22 protein-coding genes are annotated in these 25,009 nt (G+C 44.1%); 18 read left to right on the top strand and 4 right to left on the bottom strand.

The window, feature by feature from the left end; genetic code table 11:
* Positions 1-33 precede the first annotated feature (33 nt).
* From QUA44_RS05995 to QUA44_RS05975, 5 genes are all read left to right on the top strand, one after another.
* The gene (locus QUA44_RS05995; RefSeq protein WP_333248975.1) at positions 34-1,014 is read left to right on the top strand and encodes a hypothetical protein; all 981 of its coding nucleotides are present in this window, start codon (positions 34-36) and stop codon (positions 1,012-1,014) included.
* Positions 1,011-1,766, top strand: a complete 756-nt coding sequence (locus QUA44_RS05990; protein ID WP_333248973.1) for an HIRAN domain-containing protein — start codon at positions 1,011-1,013, stop codon at positions 1,764-1,766. Before QUA44_RS05995 ends, QUA44_RS05990 begins: the two co-directional genes overlap by 4 nt.
* 91 nt (positions 1,767-1,857) lie before the next feature.
* Complete coding sequence (locus tag QUA44_RS05985) at positions 1,858-2,130, top strand: zinc ribbon domain-containing protein (RefSeq protein ID WP_333249305.1); 273 nt, start codon at positions 1,858-1,860, stop codon at positions 2,128-2,130.
* A gap of 483 nt (positions 2,131-2,613) precedes the next feature.
* A complete protein-coding gene (locus QUA44_RS05980; protein ID WP_333309566.1) occupies positions 2,614-4,020 on the top strand; it encodes an alpha/beta hydrolase in 1,407 nt (468 codons plus the stop codon).
* A gap of 302 nt (positions 4,021-4,322) precedes the next feature.
* Positions 4,323-6,194, top strand: a complete 1,872-nt coding sequence (locus QUA44_RS05975) for a helix-turn-helix transcriptional regulator (protein ID WP_333248967.1) — start codon at positions 4,323-4,325, stop codon at positions 6,192-6,194.
* A 1,073-nt stretch (positions 6,195-7,267) separates the two neighbouring features.
* On the opposite strand, the gene QUA44_RS05970 is transcribed toward QUA44_RS05975, so the two are convergent.
* Positions 7,268-7,435 (bottom strand): hypothetical protein, encoded by a 168-nt coding sequence (locus QUA44_RS05970; protein WP_333257765.1) that lies wholly within the window; start codon positions 7,433-7,435, stop codon positions 7,268-7,270.
* Positions 7,436-7,464: 29 nt separating this feature from the next.
* Here QUA44_RS05970 and QUA44_RS05965 point away from each other — a divergent pair, with 29 nt between their 5' ends.
* Complete coding sequence (locus tag QUA44_RS05965) at positions 7,465-8,958, top strand: hypothetical protein (RefSeq protein ID WP_333248963.1); 1,494 nt, start codon at positions 7,465-7,467, stop codon at positions 8,956-8,958.
* Positions 8,959-9,074: 116 nt separating this feature from the next.
* The gene (dnaB, locus tag QUA44_RS05960; RefSeq protein ID WP_333248962.1) at positions 9,075-10,430 is read left to right on the top strand and encodes a replicative DNA helicase; all 1,356 of its coding nucleotides are present in this window, start codon (positions 9,075-9,077) and stop codon (positions 10,428-10,430) included.
* A 35-nt stretch (positions 10,431-10,465) separates the two neighbouring features.
* Here the strand turns inward: dnaB and QUA44_RS05955 are convergent, their stop codons facing one another.
* Entirely contained in the window at positions 10,466-11,011 is a 546-nt protein-coding gene (locus QUA44_RS05955) for a site-specific integrase (RefSeq protein ID WP_333248959.1), read from the bottom strand.
* A 498-nt stretch (positions 11,012-11,509) separates the two neighbouring features.
* Between QUA44_RS05955 and QUA44_RS05950 the strand changes: the two genes are divergently transcribed.
* The 6 genes from QUA44_RS05950 (at position 11,510) to dnaN (ending at position 18,019) form a co-directional block, all read left to right on the top strand.
* Complete coding sequence (locus QUA44_RS05950) at positions 11,510-11,857, top strand: hypothetical protein (protein WP_333248957.1); 348 nt, start codon at positions 11,510-11,512, stop codon at positions 11,855-11,857.
* The gene (locus tag QUA44_RS05945; protein ID WP_333058391.1) at positions 11,829-12,143 is read left to right on the top strand and encodes a helix-turn-helix domain-containing protein; all 315 of its coding nucleotides are present in this window, start codon (positions 11,829-11,831) and stop codon (positions 12,141-12,143) included. Before QUA44_RS05950 ends, QUA44_RS05945 begins: the two co-directional genes overlap by 29 nt.
* 89 nt (positions 12,144-12,232) lie before the next feature.
* On the top strand, positions 12,233-12,481 hold the full coding sequence (locus QUA44_RS05940; RefSeq protein ID WP_333181480.1) for a hypothetical protein: 249 nt from the start codon (positions 12,233-12,235) through the stop codon (positions 12,479-12,481).
* Between the two features lie 547 nt (positions 12,482-13,028).
* Positions 13,029-14,270, top strand: coding sequence for a hypothetical protein (locus QUA44_RS05935; RefSeq protein WP_333248954.1), 1,242 nt, complete (start codon positions 13,029-13,031; stop codon positions 14,268-14,270).
* Positions 14,271-14,479: 209 nt separating this feature from the next.
* On the top strand, positions 14,480-15,907 hold the full coding sequence (locus QUA44_RS05930; protein ID WP_333248952.1) for a DEAD/DEAH box helicase: 1,428 nt from the start codon (positions 14,480-14,482) through the stop codon (positions 15,905-15,907).
* A 609-nt stretch (positions 15,908-16,516) separates the two neighbouring features.
* On the top strand, positions 16,517-18,019 hold the full coding sequence (gene dnaN / locus QUA44_RS05925) for a DNA polymerase III subunit beta (RefSeq protein WP_333248950.1): 1,503 nt from the start codon (positions 16,517-16,519) through the stop codon (positions 18,017-18,019).
* A 236-nt stretch (positions 18,020-18,255) separates the two neighbouring features.
* Here the strand turns inward: dnaN and QUA44_RS05920 are convergent, their stop codons facing one another.
* Positions 18,256-19,092 carry an SGNH/GDSL hydrolase family protein gene (locus QUA44_RS05920; protein WP_333309563.1) on the bottom strand — a complete coding sequence of 279 codons (837 nt, stop codon included), beginning with the start codon at positions 19,090-19,092 and terminating at the stop codon, positions 18,256-18,258.
* Between the two features lie 727 nt (positions 19,093-19,819).
* Between QUA44_RS05920 and dnaX the strand changes: the two genes are divergently transcribed.
* The 5 genes from dnaX (at position 19,820) to QUA44_RS05890 (ending at position 23,886) form a co-directional block, all read left to right on the top strand.
* Positions 19,820-21,235, top strand: a complete 1,416-nt coding sequence (dnaX, locus tag QUA44_RS05915; RefSeq protein ID WP_333248945.1) for a DNA polymerase III subunit gamma/tau — start codon at positions 19,820-19,822, stop codon at positions 21,233-21,235.
* On the top strand, positions 21,232-22,188 hold the full coding sequence (gene holA / locus QUA44_RS05910) for a DNA polymerase III subunit delta (RefSeq protein ID WP_333248942.1): 957 nt from the start codon (positions 21,232-21,234) through the stop codon (positions 22,186-22,188). The genes dnaX and holA overlap by 4 nt, the downstream gene beginning before the upstream one ends.
* Positions 22,189-22,908: 720 nt before the next feature.
* Positions 22,909-23,088 carry a DUF6932 family protein gene (locus QUA44_RS05900; protein ID WP_333248937.1) on the top strand — a complete coding sequence of 60 codons (180 nt, stop codon included), beginning with the start codon at positions 22,909-22,911 and terminating at the stop codon, positions 23,086-23,088.
* Entirely contained in the window at positions 23,072-23,356 is a 285-nt protein-coding gene (locus QUA44_RS05895) for a DUF6932 family protein (protein WP_445243727.1), read from the top strand. The genes QUA44_RS05900 and QUA44_RS05895 overlap by 17 nt, the downstream gene beginning before the upstream one ends.
* On the top strand, positions 23,353-23,886 hold the full coding sequence (locus tag QUA44_RS05890) for a helix-turn-helix transcriptional regulator (protein ID WP_333248936.1): 534 nt from the start codon (positions 23,353-23,355) through the stop codon (positions 23,884-23,886). The genes QUA44_RS05895 and QUA44_RS05890 overlap by 4 nt, the downstream gene beginning before the upstream one ends.
* Positions 23,887-24,220: 334 nt before the next feature.
* Here the strand turns inward: QUA44_RS05890 and QUA44_RS05885 are convergent, their stop codons facing one another.
* On the bottom strand, positions 24,221-24,823 hold the full coding sequence (locus QUA44_RS05885) for a hypothetical protein (RefSeq protein ID WP_333248934.1): 603 nt from the start codon (positions 24,821-24,823) through the stop codon (positions 24,221-24,223).
* Between the last annotated feature and the right edge of the window lie 186 nt (positions 24,824-25,009).

Raw genomic sequence — 25,009 nt, 5'->3', positions numbered from 1 at the left:
ATCTTAACTAAAAAGAAATAGGTTCTCCAATTTATGTCCGATGAATTCCCCATAATTATTGTCACCCCTCAAGCTTACGAACTCTCTAATCAGGAAGCAATGGGGAGCAAGTATAAGTTTTGGTTTGAACACCCAAAACTCGGCCGCTGCCTGTACAAACAAGCAAGACTTGATTTAGGCGAAGATTGGGCAGAAAAAGTGGCCTCCGAATTGTGCGAATTACTGGGAATTCCTCATGCTAATTATGAACTGGCCGCCACGAGTGAGGGGAATCTCGGTGTAGTCTCTTCTTACTTTTTGCCTAACGGTGGCACCCTCGTTCATGGTAACGAACTTCTTACTCCCATCGTGCCAAATTACCCCACCTTTGCAACCTACAACCTGTCACAACATACAATTGATCTAGTGTTGAAAATTATCTCTGATGAATCTGTGAATTTACCTATTGGTTGCACAGTACCCAGTGGCATCCAAAAAGCTGTAGAGGTGTTTGTCGGCTATCTCCTGTTAGATGCGTGGATAGGCAATGGCGATCGCCACCACGAAAACTGGGGTGTCGTCCGAAATAAGGCAGTGCCTACTACATCCGAAACAGTAAATCTAGCACCCACTGCATCTGAAACAGTAAATCTAGCGTCCCCTACATCCAAAACAGCACACCTAGCACCCAGTTACGATCATGCTTCCAGTCTGGGGCGCGACCTCTCAGATGAACAAAGGCACAAACGCTCAGTAGACGCTTATGCTAACAAATGTTTCTCAGCGTTTTATGGCAACGTTGATGACAAAAAGCCCCTCAAAACTCTTGATGTATTTGACTGCGCTGCACGTTGTTATCCGAATGCAGCGCATATATGGATTGAGCGAATTGAAAGTATCTCAAAGGTGAATCTACTAGATATTTTTAATCGAATTCCTAACACTCGTATCTCACCGATTGCAGCCGAGTTTGCCCAAAAAATTCTTGAATTCAATCAACACAGACTGCTTAACTTGAGGAAAACGCTACCGTGAAAACACACTCAACGCTTTTTTTGGCTTGGCAAGATCCAAACAGCCGTTCCTGGTTTCCCATTGGCAGGCTAACATTTGACGGAACGAACTACCAATTTACCTACACGCAAGGCGTTTTAGAAGCTCAACAGAAGTGCGGTTTTGAACCCTTGCCCTCGTTTCCGCGCTTAGGTGAAGTATATACATCAACCTACTTATTTTCCGTATTTGTTAATCGGCTGATGCCGAAAAATCGCCCCGATTACCCAAGTTTTATTCACTGGCTAAATCTGACTCAAGATGAAAGCGATCCAATTGCCATGCTAGCCCGCAGCGGTGGGCGGCGAGAAACAGATACTCTAACTGTTTTTCTCATTCCTGAACCAGATTCTGAAGGGCGGTATCGCCTTCACTTTTTCTTGCACGGACTGCGCTACTTGCCACAATGTGCGATTGAGCGAATTAACTGTTTAGAACCTGGAGAAAAGTTGTGGTTGGCTCACGAATTTCAAAATGATTATGATTCTAAAGCATTGACTTTAAATACAGAAGACCACCATATTGTCGGGTATTGTCCGCGATATTTGAATAGTGAGATTTTTGAAGTTCTATTGAGGAATCCCAGTTTAGTAGAGGTGCGCGTAGAGCAAGTCAATCTACCGCCGACACCACTCCAGTTTCGCCTGCTGTGTAATATAACTGCTCAATGCTATAATGACTTTCGCCCCTTTTCAAGTTATGAATATCAGCCCCTCAGCAGCTCTTGGGTTTAATAACTGCATCTAAATAACTAGACAATACTGTATATAACTCGACAAAACATAGCGAAAAGGTCAACAAGATAGCTTCACATTAGAAGGAACAATCAAGATTGACCATCGAAAGATTCAACTACCCAAAATAGGACTACTGAAAACCTATGAAGATCTACCAACCGGATTAACTCCCAAGACAGCAATAATTAGTCGAACTGCCCAGCGCTGGTTTGTATCATTAACTTGCTCTTGCTGTGGACATATTCAAGAAATGCCGCTCAAAGAACGTGTGTTTAACTGCTCGGGGTGCAGCATCAGCATCGACGATCGCGATCTGAATGCCGCACTGAATCTCGAACATCAAGCTTTTATACTAGCTTAAAAGTATACCGGGTGCAGCTTGCGCCTGGAAGCCTGCAAAGAGTGTTAACCGCTCCCATGCCCTCGTTGACGCAGGAAGTAGACTTCAATCTAGCTTGTCTAGATTTGTGTAGGTTCTATCGAGCGGTACTGGAAAACCCCCGCAACTTCGAGTTAGACTCCTCTTGCCAAAGTTGAGCCAAACATTCATCACCGCAAGTCGCTCAGGAGCCTTTTCGCAATCCGGCCTGCTCGATCAGCGCTTTCTTCCCCAATCCGGTCTCACCGGAGTGCTACTGATGTTGACTCCCGCTTCCACGATCCATTCGTAGCAGGCTTGACCCTCAAAGAAGTTGACTAATCACAAGTTAGCTAAATCGATCGCCGATTAAGGAGAGTCGGATAGCGATTTTGTAAACCAGTTTCGTAGGTGCTTGGGTTTAAAGTGTACTCTAGTGGGGACTTACGGCGTAATAGTTAAAAATCTGGCTTTGGGAAAAAATCTGTGCAACCTAAAAATAACGGCAAAAAGCTAGTCTCATTGGTATCGTTTCTAGTCTCGCTGTTCATCCCTTCTTTTATGAGTGCAGTTGGATTATTTCTCAGCCTCTGGGTCATCGTACCAGCGCCCACACTGTCCCTGTTTCCTTTGGCAGTGGGAGCGCCAGAAATTAGCCCTTGGCTTGTGGGTATTAATGCGATCGCCCTTTTGCTAACCATCTTCAGACGACAACAAGGCTGGCTCTACAACACATCCCTGGTCTGTAGCCTGCTTGCCCTGATCCTCAGCCTGCTCCCCCTGCTACAGTTCCCCGCAGCCAATGCACGGATCGCGGCCGAAGTCCAAGCAGTTTTAGGGACAAACTATTTAGCAGCCGTTCCTCAAGTTGAACAGGCACAACTACGCCCTCAACCGTTTATCCTAGCAGATGCCTTCCGGGGAATTCCCCTTCGGGAAGTTCGCATTTCTGAAGGCATTGTATTTGCCAACCCCGATCGAGTGAAACTGCAACTAAATGTTTACCGGCCGATGCAAATTGGTAGATATCCGGCGATCGTCATCCTCTACGGAGGAGCTTGGCAAAGAGGCACTCCAAATAGCAATCAGGAATTTAGCCGCTACATGGCAGCGAGGGGCTATTGTGTAGTAGCAATTGATTACCGCCACGCTCCCCAGTATCGGTTTCCGGCTCAGTTGGAGGACGTAGAAGCCGCTCTGTCGTATATCAAAACCCATGCCGATGAGTGGGAAATTGATATAGACAGAATTGCTCTGATGGGAAGGTCAGCCGGTGCCCATTTAGCATCACTTTATGCTTATCGTTCAACTACAGTTCCAGTTCGGGCAGTAGTGAATTACTACGGGCCAAATAACCTGCTCCGGGGATATTATGACCCACCTTTTCCCGACCCCCTAAACGTCCGAGCCATTCTGCGTGACTTTCTGGGAGGAACCCCCGACCAATTAAGAGAGCTTTACCTTCAAGCTTCTCCCATCAATTATGTTAAACCCAACCTTCCCCCTTCTCTACTGGTTTATGCAGGTCGCGACCATATAGTTGAAGCCAAGTTTGGACGCTCTCTCTACGAACAATTACGAGCGACTGGCAATCGTGCGGTAATGCTCGAAATTCCTTGGGCTGAACACGCCTTTGATGCGGTTTTTAATGGTGTAAGCAATCAACTGGCTTTGTATTACACAGAACGCTTTTTGGCTTGGGCACTGAAGTCTTCTGATTATACCACATCCGGGTCAGCTACCCCCTTTATGATGGGGAGAAAGAAACTCACTCGATCAATCGCAGGAGAATCTGCGCGATCGTTATTTTTCCCTCAGCAGGATTGTCAGCTTCCGGCTATCAAGGCAACAAGCCTTGACTTCCGGCTCATAAAATATGCAAAAAAGTCATAATTTCAGTTGCGAGAGTGAAAATAACGATCGCAATTATGAAGTTACCCGCCTCGAAAAATTATTAGTTATACTGTGGTGACAATTTCTGACGACGACCACAAATGATAAAACGACCTCAAAAAAGAGCTTTTGGGGGCGCTCGACTGCTTGCTTGCGAGCGATCGCCCTCAAGATCTCAAAGCGGTGCTATTAACTGATAAATATCTAAACTAGCAAAAATACACGCGAGAGTTGCGAACATCAGGAAAGATTCTATACACAAACTCACGACTCACCTTGCCAAAAACCACTACCTACTTATTATGTTAAACGCTGACACTCAAGAAACCTTCAAAATAACAGTCATTCGTTTGATAGAAGAATATATTTTACAAAGAATTACACAACTCGACCCAAACGCCGTCACAACTGAAACTGGACAGGTCACATCTCCTCGCAAATGTCAAGCTTTTTTTGCGTTTCTTCGCAAGTCGGACGGTCTAAGTTTTTTAGAACGGTCTTTAAAAATCCCTGATGAATTTTGGCAAGCGAAATATCAATGGCTGCAACAAGCTCGCGAACTTGCTAATAATGAGGAGGAATTGCAGAACTTATTAAATCATGAAATTCAACCCGATCTATGTCTAGATCAACACATCAACCCCAATTCCTCCCTAGTTATAAATAAAACTACTCCGCCATCAAATAAATTGTATGGCAGTCAAAGTGAAACAGATTTCAGTAACAACGACTTCAACACTGTTTTTGTTAATAAAGATTATATTACTAACTTATGCGCCATCAAGACAGCTACTGAGTTATTGCAGAAGATAGACTTCCTTAACATTAACTTGTCAACCATAGAAAGTATATTCGGAGTCTCGTCAAAACCAGACATATTCGCAGAATCCCAACTGGCAGAAATTACAGGCCTGCCCACACCAGTCCCCTTCAGAGCTAGTGTAGAATCTAACTACCGCCTCGATAAATGGAAAAAAGATTCCAATAACCAGGGTGTTTTTGAAACAAGTTGTCAGACTAACCCCAAAAATCGGGTGGAAGTTTTCCTGGTCGGGGAAAATAATGATATCTTGGCATTAGAAGCAGCCCTCCAAGTCATCGATTTGATGGGAATTGAAGCGGCAAAAATCCAGTTAGTTTTTGCCGCTCACGTTTTTAACCAGTCCAACCTTTTTCAGTCCTATTTCACTCTGAAGGGAACCGATATCATTCAGCAAATAGGCTGGGACAAGAAACATCGGTCAACGGTTGCTGACAAGCTATCTCAAATTGCCAGTATTGCCTTTCATCTGGGAAAAATGTTGATGCAGTGTACCTGGGTTGAAGGCAAGCCAAAAGGCAATAAAGTTGACGCTAGCGTTAGCATTTCTCCCCTTTGGGTGATTGAGGTCGATTTTAGAGGACAGATGAATATATTCACTGGAAAAGTTGACGACCCTGTAGAAGTTTATATCGCCGTCCGACCCGGACCTTGGGCTGAGAAATGGCTCAATAAGATGGGAGCCAAAGCAGGGATAGCCCTCCATCAATTTGGTTGGCTAGCCGCAGAAATTTTGAAAATCAACCCCTACCATGATGAACTGGCACTGAAGCTGGCCATTCACCTAACAATGGCTAGCCGCATCAAGATGCGGGATAAAAACCAGTACGAACACAAAGTGGGGAGCTTGTTAGAAGCTGTGGAGCTAGAAGCCCGAATAAATGCCGCTCGCCAATTGAAGCGGGAAGCCTACGACTTGAAGCAACGATGGGATAACGCTCTGAAGCTATTGACGAGTATTGGCTGGCGGGTCATTTTTGATGATAGCACCTACCCAGACTGGTTGAGACCTGTAAGTCTTGCTGAGAAACCCTCTGGCTGGAAAAAAGAGAAAATCATTGATCGACTGTGGAGAGCAAAACTGACGATTATGCCACCAGAACCTATTCCTGCCCTGTTAGCAACCAAAGCGAAGCCTAAGCCCAAGCAACTCAAACCTGCTGCCCCCTCTTCAGCCTTAATGACTGCTGCTCAAGTGCGCGAAGCCCGCAAAGCAAAGGGATGGAGCCAAGTGAAACTGGCTGGGTGGTTGGGAGTTTCACAATCTTTGGTAACTAAGCTAGAACGTGGCGAGCGCCCTATGAGTCGGCAACTGGACACTAAGCTGCGAGAAGTATTGGATATTCAAAACTAACCTCAGTTCTTTCTCCCATGAAACCCACATTCCGCAGGTTGACCTATCGAATTGAGCGGTATTTTTTATGAGTAATCAGACCTAAAAATCAACTAATAACGATCGCACTCGCGCGAATCCAAGAGAGTTGGGTCACTGATGGCCAACTCTCTTGGATTCGTAGCAGTTGCCAAGGCTCCACCGGATCTCAACTCGGTAGTCTATGAGTAATGGTTATCTGTTTGGGGTCTGTTTCTGAATCGGTCTGCGGTTTTGGGTCTTCAAAGCTATTCGGTGAGGAGCTCGCATCACCCTTAACTAGAATTAACTGAGGGTAGGTACTGTCCATCAACGTGAATAGAACTGGTATCTAGATGGATGCTGCTCGTACAGATATCAAACAAGTCGATAAAAAATTCAGTTGGCTTACTGAGTTTAACAAAGTGACTAATTTTGTTTCCCAAATTCCGTAAAAACTCACCGAAGAGCACCATTCTCAAGAACCGACCCTAACCCTTGATTTTCCGTTGATGCGATCGCCAAAAACCTAGCTTTTATAGGCTTAATGACATTGGTGCAATATCTCAGTAAAAACCGATTGTGACAGTAGAGGGTGCGGAATGTGGGTTAGAAGTTTTGCGTAAATTCTAGTTTCATTACGGCCAGCCTTCCGGAGACTGGTTTTTTAAGTACAGAGTTCAGTACAAAGTTTAGTACAAGCTGTACTAAAAAAATTTCTCGGAAAAATAGCCTTTAAATACTTACTGTGTAAAGGTTTGAGCTTTAGTACAAAAACACCCCATCGCCCGACCAAAACGCCCCATCGCCTGACTAAAACGCCCCATCGCCTGACCAGCTATTTTTGAAACCCTTACTGTACAAAGGTTTCAGCCCTTGATTCGCCCCTTGATCAGTTTGATAAAACTGATATGGTACTAAATCCCATTACGGTGGGTCTGGCAGTATTGGAAAGATGGTCGCGCGCTGACCCTGCAACAAATGCAGACCCTGCAGACAGTCTTTGTAACTTAATTGGTTGAATAGCGCTACCTCGCGGGGGTGCGCTAAAACTGTCCACTTTGTTCAAAAAGACCTCAACCGCTGCGGATACCTTCGCGACCTGCCTGAACGCTGCTCGTCGTGTAGAGCGACACTGCGGAGTGCATCCCACCTTCCACAGGCGATCGCTCAATACCCCCCTGCCCACTTAACAACAGCCTCTTTCGCGCGAAAGAGGCTGTCACAGTCGCCTGAAGGGACATTTACGCTCATTTTTACCCCAGAACAAAAAATGGTTGCAGATACAACTACCTGGCACAAACCGCCATTCGCCCGACACGCCGCAGTTTACGAAGCCCTAGCCGACATACTAGAAGGCGCTACCCCCAGCGCCCTCAAACTCGCCCTTTACCTGTACAGAACCTGCATCGGCGGCAAACCAGAGGAAATCGACATCAATTGCATCCCCTTGGGCGAAAAACGAGCCACAAGAGTCCGCAACGGCAAGCCCTACAGCCCCAACACCAGGCGGGCAGCCCTCAAACAACTCGAAAAACTTGGTTTGGTCAAAATCCTTAAAAACTATGGGTGCGGCATTTTCCGCATAGCAGTGCAGCACCTGGGCGACGTTCGCCCCTTCACTCACACCAATTCAAAATTCCAAAAACTGAGCAAACCGTCAAAAAATCGACTGAACCAGCCAAAAATTGAGCAAACAGGGGGTTCAAACCCTGATGGTGCCGTACTCTTTACAGAGGATAAAAAAGGACAGCAAAGCACTGAAAATGTTGCTGCTGTTTTTTTAAATTTTTCTCAAGAGGAAGAAAATTTAACATCACCAGATAAAAAACCACAGCTTGTAACTGGGATCAAATCTAAAAGCACTGAATTAAATAAAAATTCAGAACAAGAACTAAAAACCCCTAGTGAAAATAAATGTTCCGCCCCAACCGCTGAATGTCTGACTATTAATTCAGATAACAGTCAGGCAGTCGATGTGGCAATGCCTTGCACTTCAGAACAAATAGGTTTGACCTCTAAACCCCCGCAAAAACTGCTGACAGAACTCAACAGCCTCGACAATCCAACAATCTCTGCCGCCAAATCACCAATACCTACCAATAAAGCTGTTCCGTTAAGTCCTGAAATATCTTCGCCCGTTACTCCCCAAGTTCCTGAAACTGTAGAACCAATTGCAATTGCCAATTCCGATGCGACTGAGATTGTCAAAGCCGTTCCAATTACTAATCCTGATGCGACTGAAATTATCGAAGCGGTTGCAATTGCCAATCCTGATGCAACTGAAATTGTCGAAGCCGTTACGCGAGCCACAGGAGGCATGAATTCTGAATTAAAAATTTGTGTGCTCCAGCACAGCTTAAACGAAATCCAAGCCGCCATAAACTTGCTGCAAGTCCGAAGCCAAACAAAGCAAATATCCAACCCTTCAGGGTGGGTCGTTGATTGTTTGCGCGGTCGCTGGTGGGAAAAAACTAACGGTTTTCAAAACTCGAACCCAACAAATGTTGTTTCGTCTCCAGCTTCAACCGGCTCTTCTCCAACTCCAAAAAATTCTCCTTCTGCACAGACAACAAGAATAAATGAGGATTATATTGACCCTCAGTATATGCCATTAGAAACTCACCGAACGTTATGCGAACAGTTCCAGCAACTAGGCAAAGAAGCTTTCGCAGCGCTAGGTATTCAGCAGCAAATTTACTTGCAGTGGATGCAGCGATTTCCTCAGCACGTAAAACAAATTTTCAACAAATTATCTACTACTTAATTATTTAGCTTAGCTGTGAAAACAGTGATGATTTAACCCATGTAGACAGCTTCTAACCCTTTAGACAACTTTGAAAACAGTTCAAGTAACAACAATCTCAAAGGAGAATACCAGATATGGCAGTCAGTTTTTTTGACAAAATTATGCCGAGCAACATTGATGCAGAGGAAGCAGTTTTAGGCGGAATTCTGATCGATCCAATCGCCATTAAAAGAGTCGAAAATATTCTGCGTCCCGAAGCGTTGGCAATTACAGTCCACCAACATATTTATCGGGCCGCTTTAGCGCTGCACTCTAAGGAGCAGCCCACAGATTTGATGAACATCACCACCTTCCTCGACGACCACAACCTGCTGGAAGTAGTAGGGGGTCAAACCAAACTGGTAATGCTCGTAGACCGAACTGTTTCAGCCGTCAACATCGACCAATATGCTTTGCTAGTCGTGGACAAGTTTGTCCGGCGCGAACTCATCAAAGTTGGCAATGACATCGTACAGCTTGGCTACGAGACTTCCACCGAATTGGATGCGATACTAAATAAAGCCGAGGAAAAGATTTTTGTCCTCAATAAGTACAAAGAAGAGCGGCAAAAAGCTATGAGGCCTCTTTCGGAATACTGCCACGAACTTTGGCGATATCTAGATGAAATTGAGGAACAGCGCTTGGAGACTGCTAACTACTGTCCTGGAATCAGCACGGGGTTTTATGACCTCGACGACCTCTTGGGAGGGGGATTTTACCGAGGCGAATTGATTGTCATAGGAGGTCGCCCCGGCAGCGGCAAAACAGCTTTGGCTTGCGCGCTTGGGTACAACATTGCTTCCCTCCCCAGGAACGGTCGGGTTTTGATGTTTTCGATGGAAATGCCGGGTCGGGACTTGGCAGCGCGGTTAATGGCACTTGAGAGTGGGGTGTCGGTGAAAGATATCAGGCAAGTTAACCTAGCTGGTAAGTACGAAGTGCTAGCTTCGGCTTTGGGGAAAGTTAGCGATGCTGATTTTTGGATAGACGAAAGTTTGGAACCGTCTCCCTTGGAGATTCGTTCCAGAGTTAGGGAGTTTGTTTGTGAGCGAGGCCCCTTGGGTTTGGTAATTGTTGATTACTTGCAATTGATGGTGAATTCGGCGGATGAAAATGTTGTCAATAAAATCAGCGAAATTACGCGGCAGATGAAGATTTTAGCTCGCGAGGTTGATGCGCCTGTTTTGCTGCTTTCTCAGCTCAATCGGGGGGTAGAGACTCGCACGAATAAACGTCCGAGTTTATCGGATTTGCGTGGTTCTGGTGGAATTGAACAGGATGCGGATGTTGTGCTTGGAGTTTACAGGGACGATTATTACAATCCTGATTCTCCTGATGGGGGAACGGCTGAAATTATTGGATTGAAAGGACGGAATAGCGGAACGGGAACGGTTAAGTTGCTGTTTGATGCTGAATGCTGTCGGTTTCGGAATATCTATAAACTCCGGTAATATTAAAGGACAGGAAAATATTGAGCTCTGTCGCCTCACTTCAAGAGCCCAATCGCCTTGACAAGCTGTTCCGGCTGTACCTCCAAATAGCGCTGGAGACTAGACAAATTTTTGTGTCCCGAAATCTCCATAATCACCCGCAGCGGCACCCCCGCATTGCTCAAATTAGTCAGCGCCGTCCGCCGCATCGAATGTGTTGAAGCCCCCTTAATTCTTACCCGCTTGCAAGCTTCTTTAAAAATCAAATCTGCAAAAGAGCGCGTCAAAGGCTTCGTACCCTCTCGCCCCGGAAACAAAAAACCTACATCCGGATTGTAAGCGTTTAAATACTTAGCCAGTATAGGATGGAGCGGCAGCGTTCGCGTTGCTGATTTCCCCTTTGTCGTCGCTTTCCGCAACGTGACTGACCCCCCAACAATGTCGTGAGTTGTTAAAGCTAACGCCTCTGAAATGCGGCAGGCGCAGTAAAAAGTTACAGCAAACAAAAGCCTGTCCCTTGCTGTAATAAAACCCCGGTCAAACAGTCGGTCAATTTCTGCGGGCGTCAAAATCTTAGCGCGCCCATTCCCTTGAACCTTCACGGCGCAGCCCTCAAAGGGTAAGTTCTTTCATTATTGGACGAAAGGGAGATTACGTCAAGTAGGCTAACTGGCTTCTATTCTTTGATGCCCAACCAAATCCGGCTTAATCGCTTTCTGGGCAATCGGAGGCGCTTGTTGCAACTTACTCCCGCTTATTGCTATTCAACTGACTCGAATTTTCGGGAAAGTTGATAATCGGCAAGCTAGCGATCGCGTCGATGAGGTCTCTGAAGGTAACAGGTTTAAGGGCTGTCATAACACCGCGCCACCAAGAAAATTATTAGTAACTAATCTAATTATACTATTGTTTGATTCTACCTGCAACCTTTTTTGCTGGACTGATAGCCTAGCCAGAGTTGGGCTTTGAGAATAGTTCGTCAAATATAGATTCTAATTGATTGATTTAAGGAAATATCGCGCTGCAATTTCTTTATCAAGAAATTGGCCTAAAAACCTATCAAAACAAATCTGTTGCAGTCGATGCACAGTTGAGAACTCATGTCAATCTCAAAAGGAAAGCGAGATTTGATTTCGGGCCTGCCACTAAAACATTTGAATGATATACCACCTTCAACTGAGTTGCCCGCAAATTTTGCCAAAATTCATCCCCCGCGCTTTGAGTGTGGCGAGATGGTGCGCTGGACTGATGTTGGCGAAGAAGGTGATTGGGGAATAGTTATTGGCAAATTTTACAACTACGAACAGCGCCGTTGCTGTTGGATGTGGTGCTACATAATTTGGTTGGCTCCTGATTCCAAGAGTACAGCTTGGTGTCAATTTGATACGGCGTGGGAAGAAGATTTAGAGAGGTATGAGGATGAAAAAGCCGCATACTTTGACAGATAGAGAACGCAATTTGATTGCCATTTACAGCCAATGCCAATTGGGAATGACGCCGAAACAGTTTTATGTCAAGTGGGGGGTAAGTTACGAGCAAATTGCCTCCATTTGTTCCCGCTCTGATTCGACGGTACAGGGTTGGTTTAAACGCGGAAAAAATCGAAGATTTCCTACTGCTGTTGATTTGCGCCATTTGGCAGTAATGGATTTTCTGCTGGAACACTTTGAGGAGATTCCCGACGTACTGGCGAACTTGCTGTGTCCGCATTCCGAAGATAAGAAGGTGCGTTAGAAGAGAATTGGAGCGGTTTAAAGCACAAACCTAATTAATTGTCAAGGTCAGCGTGACCTGTCTTGAAGAATATTCTCTCAACTAGCGTAATGGCAAGCAAGGAAAAAAGAACGCAACCTATTACTGTCGCTGGTGAGGTTAAAATGACTTATTTTGAGAGATTGCATCCGTGGTGCATCATTAAGCTGCTTCCTAATTGTCAGCGTATTGTTGTGGCGCGATTTCGCAGCAGGAGGGATGCAGACGATCATTTTCGGGTTTTGCAACGGTTTGTCAAAGAATTCACATTTGTGATTGTTTTTGACATCCCACCAAAGCCTACTTTGCCTAAAGAATAACGACGCAGCTCTGTTTAAAATCGAATTAATCGAGATACCTGCGTTAGATTAATATCAGGAATTACCCACAGACTCTATCCGTAGGTGCACTTGGCGCACGTTACCGCTATGAGTTGTGTTAAGCCAATTTTTGCGTAAGTCCTGAATATATCGGCTTTCCCGCAAATTCTCCCAGTTATAGAAGCAACTGATAACTGGGAGAATTTTTTATCAATTAGGTGCTGTTAACTCGATAGATTGTCAAAGGCAGGCTTGTTAAAGTGTACTAAGTGTATAGCTTGTTATTCTAGTCTTGATTGACGCGACCTAGCGATCGCATTTTGTATCGATTTCTCTAATTATATGAGTAATAATCCTAAAGTTGATAGCTGTACGCTCCTAGGGCTGGCTGATACCAGTATAGTTGGCGATCGCAACTGAGCCTCCCCTCTAACAACAGCTAAGTCATTTCCTGCAATTTAAGCAATAACTATTGGTTGAGGAAACCTCTAAATTAAAAGCTATTCCCTAGCGGGAGAAGTTAAGGGATAACCAACTTTTTACCGTTATGAATACTAATAATTCTAATATTAACCCCCACAAAACCTTTCCTGAATCAGCCAGCCAGCACTCCTCTCAAATCCAAGAAGTAGTTGCAGTAATTTTCCCTTTCCTCCCGGATGTACCTGCTGAAGAACATCCCTTCAGGTTAAACGATATCGTTAAAACTGGCAACCAATACGGTACTGTTACTTCTCTCAACAAAACTGAAAAACCTGTGACAATTACTTGGGACGCAAGTCCCGGCGAAGATTCATTTTCTTGGACTTATAACCTCGACGAAATCCGCGCCCTCACAATCTCCCTCGTTCCTCAGTTTATCCCTAAAAAGACTGCTGGAGAACTTCCCACTTGCACAACCATCGTACTCGCTAATTCCGACCAGGTACAATTCAGCAATGCAACTCGTTTCAAAGTAGAATCGCTGAGCGAACACCACATTCTCATCTCTACTCTCGACCAATCTTATCTCTTTCCCATCAACTTGTTTCCCGGGTACCCGACAAGTTGTACTATAGATATTCCTGCACCCCAGCAATTAAAAGACGCCCGCTGTTTGTCTGTCAATGAACTCAGAATCAGAGCTAAGACGCATTTAGCTCTTGAAGTACCCGACAACTTCTTAGAATTCGTTATGCCAATCTACAAACAGCAGTTAAAAGAAAAAATAGCTCAACAATTGAGCGAAGAAAATTACCAACTTCTCGACTTTGACATAGCTTGGGAAGAAGCCTGGAAGCAGCAGTTAGAAAACCTAACAAAGAAACAAGGCTTCTACGGATTTAGAGAGGGAGATTGCATTTTACAGCACCGAGAAGGATTTCAACGAATGGGGAGAGTCCAACACTTGAACGTTGAAGAGCCACGTCCATTTCACATCCAGTGGAACAGCGGAGAACTCCTAAGTTACAGCTTGAGAGAACTCAAAGGTTTGGGTATTGCCCGCATCAAACCTATTGTTAAATTATCGCCCAATGTGGCTTATCAAATTAGCGAAGATGGCTCTTACTTTACAGCTTGGATTGGGTTTCGTACTAAAGCACTAGCTAAAGCATGGCTAATACCTGTCAAAAAGCTAGTCGGCCACCTTAGCAATTTAATTGATTGCCAAATTTCGGAACTTCAACATACAGGTTATAAATACGAGTATGCTGTAGAATGTCCCCGACATAAAACATTAAACAAGCGTTTAGAAGCTCTCGCCAAAGTTGCTGAACTTGATTTAGAAAGGACGCCATTTACGAGATGAGTGGGAAGTAGCAAGCATTTCGTAGGGTGTGGACGGTTCTTTTTTGCTGGGACAAAACACAGAAAAATTTCCTATTTGTCTTAAAAGTTTTATTAACAAGACTTAGGAATCTTCCTTGCCCGGAATCTAAAAAACCTACTCTTGAAAGACTCCCCCGTCAAGCTAACGCTTAATCAGAGGTTGATTAAATTAGTAACGGACGCTAACTAATGATTCAAACCTTACTCGAACAACCCCAAAAACTTACACAATTTCCCTTCACGCTCAAACCGCAACAGCAGCAAGCCCTCGACAAATTGAGAACCTTTCTAACCACTACCGAGTCATTCTTCTTGCTGTGCGGCTACGCAGGAACTGGAAAATCCACAATCGTCTTTCAAATTATCCAAGAACTCTTGAGTCAAAGCAAACGCATTGCCCTCACAGCACCTACTAACAAAGCAGTCGGCATCCTCAGAAAAATGGCAGCGTCTCAAGGCATTTTCGGAGTTGATTTTATGACAATACACCAACTTTTAGGATTAGGCATGGTCAGAAAAGAACAAGAAAAAGCTTTGGAACAGACAAGTTCCAGCAGCCTTCACCTCTACGATATCATTTTCCTCGACGAATGTTCGATGGTTGGAAGCGAATTGTGGAAATGGATAGAACGCAATTTTGAACGCACATTCTTCAATCACCGCAAGCTAATTTTAATGGGCGACCCCGCTCAACTCAATCCTGTAGGAGACAAAAAGTCGCCTGCTTTCAGCATTACCAATAAAGCTGTACTGACCAAAGTTGTCAGGCAAGCAGGGGAAAGCCCTGTGCTCGATTTTATAACAGAATGCCGATCTTTTGTCAATAGCAAAGCAGACATATTTTTGCCACACTCTAAATACAAAAAAGGAGACAAGTCAAACGGTGCATTCAAAGTCAAATCAGAAACGCTGCTACAATATGCCGTCAAAACGATCAATCTAGAATTTAGTCAAAATCCCGATCGTTTCAGAATTCTGTGCTGGACTAACAAACGAGTCAGATACTACAATCAGCTTATCCGAGAACAAGTCTACGGTCAAGCTGCACCCCAATTTGTACCGGGAGAAAGGCTAATTACCAAAAAACCCGTCATGGCACCTGACGGCAAAACCGTAATTTTGCCGACTTCAACGGAATTTACCGTCAAGGAAGTTGAGATTAACCAGCACGGAGGCTATCGAGTTTGGCTGCTAAAAATTGTGACTGATGACGGTTTATTTCGGCAAATCTTTGTCCTGCACGAGTCGGAAAATAAGCGCTACCAGGCTGAACTTAAAGAAAAGCTAAAGAGTGCTAAACGCAATGGATTTCTTTGGAGGAAATATTACTGGTTCAAAGATGACTTGTTTGCTGAAATTGACAATTGCTTTGCTCTGACTATTCACAATTCGCAAGGCAGCACTTTTGATGAAGTTGGCATTGACGGAAGCGACCTTTTCAGCAGATTGTTAATCGGTCAAGATTTGAGCAGTCAACAGAAACTTAAAGAGTACCATCGACTTTATTATGTCGGTGCAAGCCGCTGCCGATATCGGATATTATTTGTTTCCCCCAATAACTCGTACTCAAACAATAAAATTCTCAAGTACAATGTAAACTTCTCAACCAAGAGGTAAAGTCCTCAACTATAGCAGAAGGAAGAAGGAAGAAGGAAGAAGCAGTAATAGCAATGGTTTCAGCGATTAAGAATGTCCTAACCGTCTTGGCTGTTGCTATAACAGGTAAAGTCCTCAACTAACAGGTAAAGTCCTCAACTAACAAGTCCATACCTTTCTAAAAAACAGTCACTAACGCTAAACTTTCAGAAAGCTTCTCCATCGGGACTTACGCTGCATAAGTCAATTTTCACACTATCTGTAGTAGTAACGTGTGCCATCAGCACCCTACAAGTAGAGTCTGTGCGTAAGTCCTATTTATAAAATAAGAAGAAAGGGAAACGGAAAGGCAAGGCGAAGCTGAAGGTAAAAATGGAGAAAAAAACTTTAGTTGTGGGTTGATAGCAACGCTCAAAAAATCAATAATTGTATCGATACCCACCGAGTTAGATACAAAATGTCTACCCTTCAATCCTATGTTTTTAAGCGTGGGCTCCTTCCCCTTATCCTTTTCCTTCTCTTTCCCCTTCTCTTTCTCCTTCTCCTTCCCCTTCCCACTCCTCTTTCTCAACAACCTGAATAAGTGCTGCTACCGCAGCGGCCAATCGCACCCCTGACACCAGGCTAATTATGGCAAAATCTCGACTAACAGGAACACCGCCTCAAGAGGAAAATTTGGAGAGAACAGTTAAGAAAAAACGCTCGACTGCAAGAGCCAATAATTCTGCCAAAACTGTGAAGAAATCAGTCAAAGCAACAACTGAAACTGACTCGGTTTGCGAACCCTTAACAATCTCTCCACAAAAAGTAGAAACCTCGCCAACTTGCACAAATTTTGCAGCACTTCCAGCAGTCGATGCTCCTTCTCTAGAAACATTGCCAAATGAGGCAATATTGCCTTCCCCTTCTACTCTCCCATCAGCTATTGAAGTTGCCTGCAATTCAAGAGAATTCAACGATTATATACAAGCCCTGAAAGGCATCATTCCCAGCAATAGCAGCCATCCCATTTTGTCCAATATTTTGATTGAAGCTGATGCAGAAACTCAACATTTGCATCTAACTGCCTACAACTTAGAATTTGGAATGCAAGTGAGCTTTGGTGCGAATGTCAATCAATCTGGAAAGCTTACCCTCCCCGCACCCATACTTGCTGACATTTTGGGAAAATTTCCTAACGGCAACCTCACTTTAAAGAGTTCTTCTGAAATTATTAAAGGAAGCGACGTTCCATCAGTCAGTGCCACTCTGAGTGCGTCAAGAAGCAAGCACGCCATTCGCGGGCTAGCTGCGGACGAATTTCCGGCTATCCCCAGCGTTCAACAGAAACTTGTAACGCTTCCTGCTAGCGTATTAATTTCTGTCCTAAAAGCTAGCTTATTTGCTGTAAGTTCTGAGGAAAACAAACGCATTTTAACAGGAGGGAATTTTCAACTCAGTCACGACGCAGACAGAGGACTCGATCAACTGAGAGTTTGGACGACAGATGGGCATCGGGTAGCAATGGTTTTAGGATTGAACGAAAGCAGCAATTCCCATCTTTTGAGCAGTCAAATAGTTAATTTTACTGTCCCTGCTAAGGTACTCCGGTTATTGGAGCGTTCTTTGAATTCTGCTGACAAAGTTACGATTTACTATGAAGGTTTGCCAGACCAACCTAGTAATTTTGTCGCATTCGAGTGGAATAATTGGCGGTTGACAACGAAGTTGCTAGAAGGGCAATATCCAATTTGTGACCAAATTATCGCTCCCTATCGGCATCAATTTAGCCATCAAGTGGTGGTTGAGAGGCTGAGCTTTTTAAAAGCCTTAGAGAGGTTAGCTTCTCACAGCGACAAGTCTCACCTAACAGCTATTTTAGAATTCGATTTAGATGCCCAACAATTGCGAGCATCACTCAACAATACTCTCAGTTCAGGAACTGAGACAGTTGATGCCAAGCTATGGGGTTGTGAGTTTTGTCTCAAGTGCGACATCCGCTATTTGATTGATACAGCCAAAGCGATTTCCAGCTCTGATTTGCGGGTGTTAATGGCAACTCCTACCGCTCCCCTACTGATTGCACCGTTTGGAACGCCTGCATCGGGTACAGAGGCTTTAGAGTGCGAATATATTGTCGCTCCGCAAGAATAGTTGAAAGGTGGGGAGGGGCATCTAAATTTGATGCTCTCCCCTACCGCAATCGTATAGCCAAAACTACGCAGAGTGTTCGTATATGGTGTAATAGGAGGCAAACCCCCGATAAACAGCCCCGTCTGTGGTGTTGCGTAAATTATATATAAATCCTACAGATTATGAAGTGCTGTATCATCAGTTTGACCGACCTCATGCCGTTCCTGTGGCGATCGCCCGGAAAGCCTAAAAATGGTTTACCGAAGCGTCCCCAATTCAGATCTAATCATCCCGCTCTCCTGCACAAGAGCAAATGCTGCTTCCCCCAAAATCCTGTGTGCAGCCGTCGTCGGATGAATGCCGTCCCAAAACAAAAATTGATCGGGACTACCACAAACACCTCCACCCGATAAACACGCACCCGTCACATTTGTCAAGCCATATTTAGCCGGATTCGCGATCGCTTCCCGATAAAGCGCATTAGCATCCAGAGTCGCAATCTTTAAGCCAGAATGCTGTTGATTTAATACCTTAACCGTTCGCCTCAAACCCTGATTGTGTGCTTGTGTTAATGCAGTGAGCCTTCCAGAATTAGCGCCTGTTCGCGTCGCCGGTAACTGCCCCAAATCTGGTAAATTTGCCAACAGGATATTTTTGGCACCCACACCAGCAAGAGACGCGATCGCCCTCGCCACATTTTCAACGGGAAGATTCGCATTATTTACCCCCTGCAAATAGTCATTCGCACCCGCCCACAGTACATACACCGCATGAGGATTTGCCTGTTTTTGGGAGTTAGTCCATGACTGAACTTGAGTTAACAAACCTGGGACAAGGCTATTGCGATCGCTTCCGGTTGTTGCACCTCCAGATGCAAAATTAGTGACTCGTTCAGGCGGCAATTTCAGGCGCTCGGCAAAATACTCTACCCAAACCTTACCATTCGAGTAACGCCCTTGAAAGTAAGTCGAACGAGGCGGATATTGACCCCCGCTCGCTCGAAACACCATTCCCATATCCGAAAGGCTGTCCCCAAATACATAGAGTTGATTGACAGCCTCAGAACTTTGAGCCGATAGGATGAGTGCAACCATAAAAGACAAAAGCGCAATAATTACTGCAAAAAACGTTTTTTTCAACATTGGTAAAATTTTTAAATAACTATTTAATTTTAATTTAGATTGAGCATATTTTTGCCCTATATATACGTGATTGCGAACGAAATAGCGATTAATTAATTAATCACAAAACAAACTCACTTTGTTACCTTATATATGTATGCTTTCTAATACGAAAAAATGTTACTTTTGACCAAATAATTACTAATTTGCCCTCCGAGTTTTGCAGTTTTCGAGGTATAAACAAACCAATTGTAATTACGCGCTTCGCCATTCGCTATTTGTAATTAAAGCTCGCAATAAAGAATTGTAAATTAACAATTACGACTTGTTCAGTGAATGAAATTTTACTAAGTGTAATTGTTGGAAATTGCAAATTAATAATTACGACTTGTTCAGTGGAAGGAACCTCTACAGATTGTAATTGTTGCGAAGTTCGCATTAACAATTACGACTTGTTCAGTATTGGAAGAACCTACTAATTGTAATTACGAAGTTCGCATTAACAATTACGAATTATTTTGACACTTTTCTAATGGTATCTAGCTCATAGCGCTGTGGAGGGGACGTAACCGTACATATTTTGGGTAATTACCCCATAAAGTTAGGCAAGAGTCGAACAACCGGACGATCGATCGAACTGCTGCTGGATAATGCCTCCCCTATCGGGGAATAGTTACCAGAAGTATTCTAACGACTCAAAATGTACCAACCACTGCACCTCAAATACCGCCCCAAAAACCTGCAAGAATTAGTGGGTCAAGACACAATCAAAACAACCTTGACCAATGCCATCACCTCCGACAAAATTGCTCAAGCTTACCTATTTACTGGCCCCAGAGGAACAGGCAAAACCTCAACCGCTCGCATCCTTGCTAAATCCCTCAATTGTTTGAATAACAAAAAGCTAACCGCCACTCCTTGCGGGGAATGTTCAAGCTGCAAAACCATTGACTCCTGTTCAAGCTTAGACGTAACTGAAATCGATGCTGCTTCACATAATGGCGTGGATGATGCCAGAGAATTAATACAACACAGCAACTTTGCGCCAGCGATGAGCCGTTACCGCATTTGGATTTTAGACGAGTGTCACCAACTCAGTACCAGCGCTCAAAATGCTCTCCTCAAATGCCTTGAAGAACCTCCGGCTCATGTGGTATTTATTCTCTGTACGACTGAAGCACATAAAGTCCTGCCGACAATTATCTCCCGCTGCCAAACTTTTAACTTCCGAGCCTTGTCAGTTGATGCTATTGTCGGACAATTGCACAAAATTAGCTCCGCTGAATCTATTGAGATCGCAAGTGAGGCCATGCGGGCGATCGCTCGCACCTGTGACGGGGGGTTAAGAGATGCCCTGCAATTACTTTCTCAGCTTTCACTGCTAAACTCAGAGATTACCCTAACTCAAGTTGCAGAAGTATCTGGCAGCATCAGCGAGCAAGAGTCGATCGCCCTTCTCAAAGCCATTCATTCTGGCGATACCTTAAGCGTACTGCAATCTTCGAGAACGCTCATTGACAGCGGCAAAACCCCCAAACTGATTCTCAGTAGCTTGCTAGCAGCAATGAGAGATTTGCTCATTGTCAAATCAACGCGCCACTGCCAGAATTTAATTGCAGGGCCAGTAGGCTACTCACAACTGCGATCGCTCGCTCTTCATCTCGATTTTGAAACAATTGATGCGGCTTGTACACAATTGCAAAAATCAGAATTTCAATTGAGAACTAGCACCAATGCTGCTACCTGGTTAGAAGTCTGTCTGCTGAACTTGATGCTGTCAAGCAAACCCGCTGCCCCCGAAACGCGGTTGCCGGCAACTTCCCAATCTAATCAGCCTGACAATTTTGATAAAACCCCTCAAAAAATAGAGGCAGATTCTCCTGACTTTGAGACAACTTGGGCGCAAGTAGTAGCAGCAGCGAAACCAGGAAATCGTAGCCTCTTAAACCGCGCTCAAATTGCCGAACTTTCGGCTGATTCATGTGTGTTAGCAGTAGAAAGAAAATACGCGAACAAGTTTCAGAGTCACCTTGAATCCGTGCAGCGTATCGTTACTAAAGCTTTAGGCCGCTCTGTTACTGTAACTGTCAAACAACAGGAGGAGTTAGCAGCATGATTAGCATCCTAATTGGGAATGATACTTACGCAATTGAACGAGAAGTTGAAAAGTTTAAGACTCAAACTCATCCTCTATGGCGAGATTTCAACATCCACCGCAGAAATGCTTCTTCCCTGGATGCAGCCCTCTCTGCTGCTGCTTCAGTTCCTTTCGGCGGTGGAAACAAACTTATTGTCGTTGAAAATTGCGATTTCAAGCAATTTGGAGAAACGGGGCTAGAATTGTTGCAAATTTTGCCCCAATTACCTGCGACAACGCATTTAGTCTTCACTGCTGCTGTTATCGACAAACGACTCAAGGTAGTCAAGCATTTATTGCTGTTTGGTAAACTTAAGGAGTTTACTCTCATTCCCCCTTGGCGTACTGATTTGATTGAAAGTGCGATCGCTGCTACTGCTAAACAGAAGAATCTCTCAATTGCCAGAGATGCTGTCAGTTATCTAGCGGTAGCCATTGGCAACGATTCTGCTAGAAGAGTCAGTGAACTAGAGAAATTAGCCATTTATGCAGCAGGCGCTCGCATTACGAAAGAAGCTGCTAAAATCCTCGTTCCAGCTACCACAGCCAACTGTTTTCAACTTGCCGAAGCTCTTTTAAAAGGTCAAGCAGTGGCGGCAATTAAGGTGCTTGATGAATTGCTCTCTAGGGCAGAGTTTCCTTTGGCAATTATCGCGACTCTTCAAACTCAGTTTAAAACTTGGTTGTGGGTAAAAGCTACTCTGGATTCCGGCGGCAAACTTTCTGATAGTGAAATTGCTAGTATGTGCGGAATTAGTAACCCCAAACGGCTGTATTTCCTCAAGCAGGAGGTTAAGGAAGTATCTGCTAACTGTTTAAGTCGATCCCTCTCCATTTTGTTTGATTTAGAAATTGCTCTCAAAACAGGAGATAAGCCTGACTCGATGTTGCCTGCTTTGCTCAGCATCACTCAACTCACTCACCTTAAATAACAGGAAAGCGCTGCCGAGTTAATTCGGCAGCTTTTCATTAACGGCCTTGTTAAAAAAGCTGTTGTTTCATTACTTATCCAAGTTATTTTTTAACATTTTTGGCGTAATATAATGTACAATAATTTCAGATTTGTTGCCAAATTTTACTGGAACTAAAGTCTAAGAGAGTCGCTTGCATCGAGCGGACTAAATAAAGTTTTGCTCGCTTTCCGCTTACCATATTTTTTCTGTAAGGTAATTTCGTCAATGCGAGTTACAACCGACCCAGCAGGTGGAGTTGTATTGTTGGCCCAGATGCTTGGTGCAAGTCGTAGCTGTATGATGTGACGTTGCCAAATACATCTGTCATCGATTTGACCTGTTCCAAGGCATCATAAACTACTGATTGACTGTTACCTGGGGAGGTTCTGATAGCGACGATTAGGCCCTCCGAATCCTCGTCGTATTCCATCGTTTAGGTGTGAGTTTGACCGTTGAGTCTAAATGTAGTTGTGGCGACTTCTATTTGACCGTATTGAGTCGGAATATTCGGAACATTCGGTGTCGAATTAGACCTGAAAGTTAACTCAAAACCCTGCATCGCACCAGTCGCTTCTGTTACAACTTATTAATTATCACTCATAGCGATGGCTTTTTGCCTGCATATTCAGGTATGCTGAGGAAATCAATAGCTATAAAAACCGACAATAAAATTGTGTTAAAATGTAAAGGTGTGAGGGCATGATTCCCGAATTTGATGAGAACGGCAACTTGCCACCAGGAGTGTATTGGGCCGAATGGGAAGAATTCAAAGATCGCTTTGGAATAACACCACTTCGTACTCGCATGATAGATGGTTTGCAAATGGCATTCTTAGCAGCTAAAGGCAGCAGGATGCAGAACAATTTACATCAATGGTAGTTTTATTACTAGCAAACTAGCTCCTCAAGATTTTGATGCTTGTTGGGATAGAGAAGAGGTTGATATGAATTATCTGAAAACTCATGCTCCTCGACTGAGAAATTATGCAGATAGAGCCGCACAGAAAGCTCTTTATCGCGGTGAAATCTTTCCGTCCGACCAGCCAGTCGGTAGTTACGATCTAACTTCCTATGAATTATTTCAACGGGACAGAGAGCTGCATCCTAAAGGAATTATTGCTATAGATTTAGTAAGGTGGTCGCCATGATTAGAAATAAAAAGCAATATGAGTATACCCAAGAGTTAGCGAAAAGATGTGAATCTACGCTAGCCCAGTATGACGCCCAAGATGAAGAGGTGAAAAAGAACGATCCTTGGTGGTTAGTGATGCGTGAATCTATCCAAAGTCATCGGGATACTTTTAGGGCAGAAATAGCTGAGTATGAAAGATTGGTGGAGTGCGATCACACTCAAGACCTCAAAATTGAAGTAGATTCGATTTTAGAGCTGCCAAGAGTCTTAATTAAAGCTCGAATTGCTGCGAAAATGACTCAAAAAGAACTTGCGGATAGACTGGGGCTGGAAGAAAATCGAATTAAGCAATACGAAGACTCAGATTATCAATGTGCGAGTTGGGTGGAAATTATCGATATTACTGAAGCTTTAGCGGTTGAGCTGAAAACAGCTAGTTTTGTGGTGGATTTTCAGGAGATGGAAGGGAGGAAAAGTTCTCTGGCTGAGTTTGTAGAACGACAGCGAAAGCAGTTAGAATTTAAAGCTCAGAGAGTCGAAAAATAGTCATTATTTATTGTCCAATACGGTTCATTTAAGACAGTCCGTTCAGTAAAACGATGTGAAAAACAGACGGGATTGCTTTCCTACCCTTCACCGAACGCCTTCGGCGAACGGATCGCGAAAGCTAACGCGAAGACGCTCGCAATGACAAAAACAGTTAACCCAAGCGTATTGAGTTATTGTCTAGATATCGGAGCAGTTTTTGAGGGTACAATCGCACTCTCATCTCTATTTGTATAAACTTCCGAGCCGCAATAAACTTACCCACTCTGATCATTATTACACTTCCCAGTGAAAATCAGTTAACCGATCTACTCAAAAAACGTTTAAAAGCAGCTCACCTTTCTTGCATCATCCAAACGAGAAAGCCCAAGATTTGCTCAACCGGAGGAAGCGGATAATCTGTAAGGTCAATGGACGCGCATTGCTCTTCTAGTTTAAGAAACCGCCAAACTGTACCGCTAGTTACCGTTCCGTAAATCGTCGATATCGGCTGTTGCTTTTGTTGGTTAAAGCGTTGAGCTGCAACCATTTCTGCAAGGCATTGCCCAAGAGCCGGTTTAAGGTCTTCTTTTTTGGCTGACACCAATACAACCGCAGGGGCTTTAATGTATAGTTGTTCCGGGGAACGACTCAGGAGAAAGTCAACATACCCTGTGAGTTCAGCCTCCGGTTCTACATTGAATTCCTCGCCTGAAAAAACGCTAATCTGTCCTTGAAGCTGGCGTTTTACTTCCAATAAAACCGGATTGATTATACCCTCAGAACGAGCTTTTTCGCTACTCACCGCGATCGCCCAGGGAATCGTTTCTTTAAGAATATCCTGTAGTAAAGGGCTAGGAGTGACAGGGGAAATTTCTGGTAATAAACGCGAGCCTTCAATGATTGTGAGATGGAAATCATCTACAGCTTTGCTGAGAGTAAATTTACTGTAAGGCATAGGTTTATTATTCTTAATTGGATACTATAACACTTCTGGGTTAAATGAGGTACATCTGGTAATTGGTAATTGGTAAGCTGTCGCGTCTTTAAATTATATACTTCAATCCTTGGTGCGATTCGTTTAGCCGAAACCCGAAAGGGGGGATGGCTGGCAGCGATGGGGTAAGCCCATTAGGGTTAAAGG

It is taken from the genome of Microcoleus sp. N9_A2, from assembly GCF_036701775.1.
In the GTDB taxonomy this organism is placed as follows: domain Bacteria; phylum Cyanobacteriota; class Cyanobacteriia; order Cyanobacteriales; family Microcoleaceae; genus Microcoleus.
The sequence above is the reverse complement of the archived record's forward strand: the minus strand, read 5'-3'. Positions and strand labels throughout refer to the sequence as shown.